Origin of the sequence: Limosilactobacillus pulli (assembly GCF_947381555.1) — a bacterium.
Taxonomy (GTDB): domain Bacteria; phylum Bacillota; class Bacilli; order Lactobacillales; family Lactobacillaceae; genus Limosilactobacillus; species Limosilactobacillus pulli.
On sequence record NZ_CANCWQ010000099.1, the window covers coordinates 1 to 247 of the forward strand.

The following is a 247-nucleotide window of genomic DNA, read 5'->3' on the forward strand; positions in this document are numbered from 1 at the left end:
TATGGAGGATTAGCTCAGTTGGGAGAGCATCTGCCTTACAAGCAGAGGGTCACAGGTTCGAGCCCTGTATCCTCCATCTTTAAATATTGGGCTATAGCCAAGTGGTAAGGCAACGGTTTTTGGTACCGTCATGCGCTGGTTCGAACCCAGCTAGCCCAATTTTATTTATTTTGCACCCATAGCGCAATTGGATAGAGTGTCTGACTACGAATCAGAAGGTTGAAGGTTCGACTCCTTCTGGGTGCAT

General features: G+C 47.4%; 3 tRNA genes. All 3 read left to right on the forward strand.

What is annotated here, in order from left to right:
- Window positions 1–3 precede the first annotated feature (3 nt).
- Window positions 4–76 (forward strand) — tRNA-Val (locus tag QOS03_RS09360).
- Between the two features lie 11 nt (window positions 77–87).
- Window positions 88–159: transfer RNA gene (locus tag QOS03_RS09365), tRNA-Gln, on the forward strand.
- A 13-nt stretch (window positions 160–172) separates the two neighbouring features.
- Window positions 173–246, forward strand: a tRNA-Arg gene (locus QOS03_RS09370).
- The last annotated feature ends 1 nt before the right edge of the window (window position 247 follow it).